This is a genomic window from Bradyrhizobium sp. SRS-191, assembly GCF_024586915.1.
Taxonomy (GTDB): domain Bacteria; phylum Pseudomonadota; class Alphaproteobacteria; order Rhizobiales; family Xanthobacteraceae; genus Bradyrhizobium.
On the sequence record NZ_JANBVS010000053.1, the window covers coordinates 1 to 2,401 of the forward strand.

The 2,401-nt window shown below is 62.0% G+C and carries 3 protein-coding genes and 1 pseudogene; all 4 read right to left on the bottom strand.

Annotation, left to right across the window (positions count from 1 at the left end):
* Positions 1-343: DUF445 family protein (locus NLR35_RS33765; protein WP_257170863.1), on the bottom strand; the 343-nt coding region annotated here is incomplete at its 3' end.
* 193 nt (positions 344-536) lie between these two features.
* Positions 537-992 carry a phasin gene (locus tag NLR35_RS33770; protein WP_257170864.1) on the bottom strand — a complete coding sequence of 152 codons (456 nt, stop codon included), beginning with the start codon at positions 990-992 and terminating at the stop codon, positions 537-539.
* Between the two features lie 252 nt (positions 993-1,244).
* Positions 1,245-1,838 carry a GNAT family N-acetyltransferase gene (locus NLR35_RS33775; protein WP_257170865.1) on the bottom strand — a complete coding sequence of 198 codons (594 nt, stop codon included), beginning with the start codon at positions 1,836-1,838 and terminating at the stop codon, positions 1,245-1,247.
* Positions 1,835-2,401, bottom strand: a pseudogene (locus NLR35_RS33780) (poly-beta-hydroxybutyrate polymerase); the annotation flags it as partial. The pseudogene NLR35_RS33780 and the gene NLR35_RS33775, both read right to left, overlap by 4 nt.

Sequence of the window (2,401 nt, forward strand, 5' to 3'; positions counted from 1 at the left end):
GGGCGGCGTCGAGGAAATGCACCTGGATGAATTCGCCCAGCTTGTCGGCGATGCGGGCCTGGTTGCTCTGGATGATCGCGGTGTGCGGAATCGGCAGGCCGAGCGGTCGTTTGAACAGCGCGACCACGGCGTACCAATCGGCGAGCCCGCCGATGGTCGCGGCCTCCGCGAAAGCCGCGATGAAGCCGAACACGGGATGAACGGGCAGAAGCCACTTCGCAACGACGAACAGCGCCAGAGTTGAGACCAGCACCAGCGTGGCCAGCGCCTTGACGCGGCGCAGCTCCGCCGCACGTTCGGCGTCGGCAGATGTCGCGAAGGAGAAGGTGGCGGGTGAGTCCATGACTCCATCACACTACTCCGTCATTGCGAGCGAAGCGAAGCAATCCAGAATTCTCTCGGCGGAAAGACGCTGGATTGCTTCGTCGCAAGGGCTCCTCGCAATGACGGCGGAGAAACTGACAGCTGCGGCGGTGCAAAAACAAAGGCCCGCCGAAGCGGGCCCAAATTTCAGTTCGTAGTGCTTGTTCGCCGGATCAGGCGGTCTTGTTGTAGACCTTGGCGAAGTTGTCCTGAACGGACTTCGCACCGTTGGCGGCAAGCTTGCCGAGATAGTCGGTCGTCGCCTTGGCGCGCGAGACGAACACTTCGCCGCGCGAGCGCAGCAGGCTCGACTGGATCTCGACGGCCTCGCTGAACGACTTGGCGGAGGCAAGCTTGTCGATACCCGAGAAGAATGCTTCCGCGTCTTCGTAGATCGCCTGCTGGATGTTGCGGCTGATCTTGCCGGCCTCGGCGACGGATTCGGTCACCGCATTCTCGACGGCGGCAGTGACGCGCTCGGAGCCGGCGAAGGCCTCTGCGGCGCGGTCCTTGGCCGTGTTGGCAGTCTTCTTGACGAACTCGCGGGCAGCCTCGGGAACTTCCAGGTTCTGGATGTTCTTGAATGCGTCCTTGAAGCCCTCGAAAGCGGTATTGGTTTCGGTGGTCATTGGGGTCCTCTCCATCCTCAATTAGGTTGAGCTATGGGCTCACCCCGTCCGTATTGGCCCGGGGCACCTCTTATATGGCAGAGTTAATTGTGCATTGCAATATTAATGCTGCACCGCGATATCACAAAATCGTGATAAGCTTAAAGCCGGGGCAATGCGCTGCCTTTTTGGCCACGCCTACTGTGCATGGGGTTGAATTCCACTTTTTGAAACCGGCCAGCGCTTCGCCTCATTGCCGCTGGGAAGCGCCCCTCAGTGCTGGACGGCGCCCGGCAGCCCGTAGGCCTCCATCTGGGCCCGGACCTGCGCGACGTTGTGGCCAAGCACGACGATGTCGTGGGTCTTGCCCTCGACGTCGCGGACATGATCGCGCAACAGGGCCTCGGCCTTGAAGCCGAGCCCTTCGAACAGGGCGATCGCGGCCTGCTGGTCGACCGTCATCTGCACCGAGAGCTTTTCAAGGCCGGCACCGAGCGCGAGCGCGAACGTCTCCTGCGACAGCGCCCGCCCCACCCCCTTCCCGCGCACCTCGCGCGAGACCACCATCCGGATTTCGCCGACATGGGGCGACCAGGAATGCGGATCGCGCACCAGCGTGCCGCAGCCGACCACCCTTCCATCCCTCACCGCTAGCAGGCTCGTGATGGCGCCGCGTTCGATTTCCTTGACCCAAGCCGAGAGCACCTTGGGCTGGCTGATGTTGCGCGGCAGGAACAGCAGATCATGCGCCGGAAGGCCCTTGCCGAAGGCAAGCACCGCGGCCTCGTCTGTCGGTGCCATCAGGCGGATCTCGATGTCGCCGGCGTCGGTGCCGACGTGACGCGGATAGGAACGCTGCTCGCTCATGTCGACCTCTTCCCCAGCCAGGAGTCCAGTTTCGGCCACAACCGCTTCACGGCGTTGGCGCCGGCAACAAGCGAGACGTGACCGCCCTTCAAGATCACCTCTTCCTTGTCGGTCGATCCGATCTTGGGAACTAAATGCCGTGCGGCATCGTAAGGCACGATGTGGTCGTGCTCGGCGACAGCATGCAGCATCGGCACCTTGATGTTGTTGAGCTTCGCAGCCCGCCCGCCGACCGACATGGTGTCGTTGAACAGCTTGTTGTCCCACATCAAGTCCTTGGTGATCCCGCGAAAATATTCGCCGGCCAGCGGTAGCGTGTCCGTCGCCCAGCGATCGAACATCCGGTAGGATTTCACGAACTCGTCGTTCCAGATGTTCTCCCAGAGCTGGATCTGGCTGACCGTGCGCGAGGCCGGACGCAGCATTTCGAACGAGGACAGGATCATCTCCGGCGGCACGTTGCCGATGCTGTCGACCAGCCCGTCCACATCGAAATAGCGGCGATCGGAGAAGTTTGAGAACAGCTTCATCTCGCGGAAATCGATCGGGGTGGTGAAGCAGAT

Excerpts from the sequence above, each read along its gene's own strand:
- NLR35_RS33770 (WP_257170864.1), bottom strand. The coding sequence starts at position 992 with ATGACCACCGAAACCAATACCGCTTTCGAGGGCTTCAAGGACGCATTC.
- NLR35_RS33775 (WP_257170865.1), bottom strand. The coding sequence starts at position 1,838 with ATGAGCGAGCAGCGTTCCTATCCGCGTCACGTCGGCACCGACGCCGGC.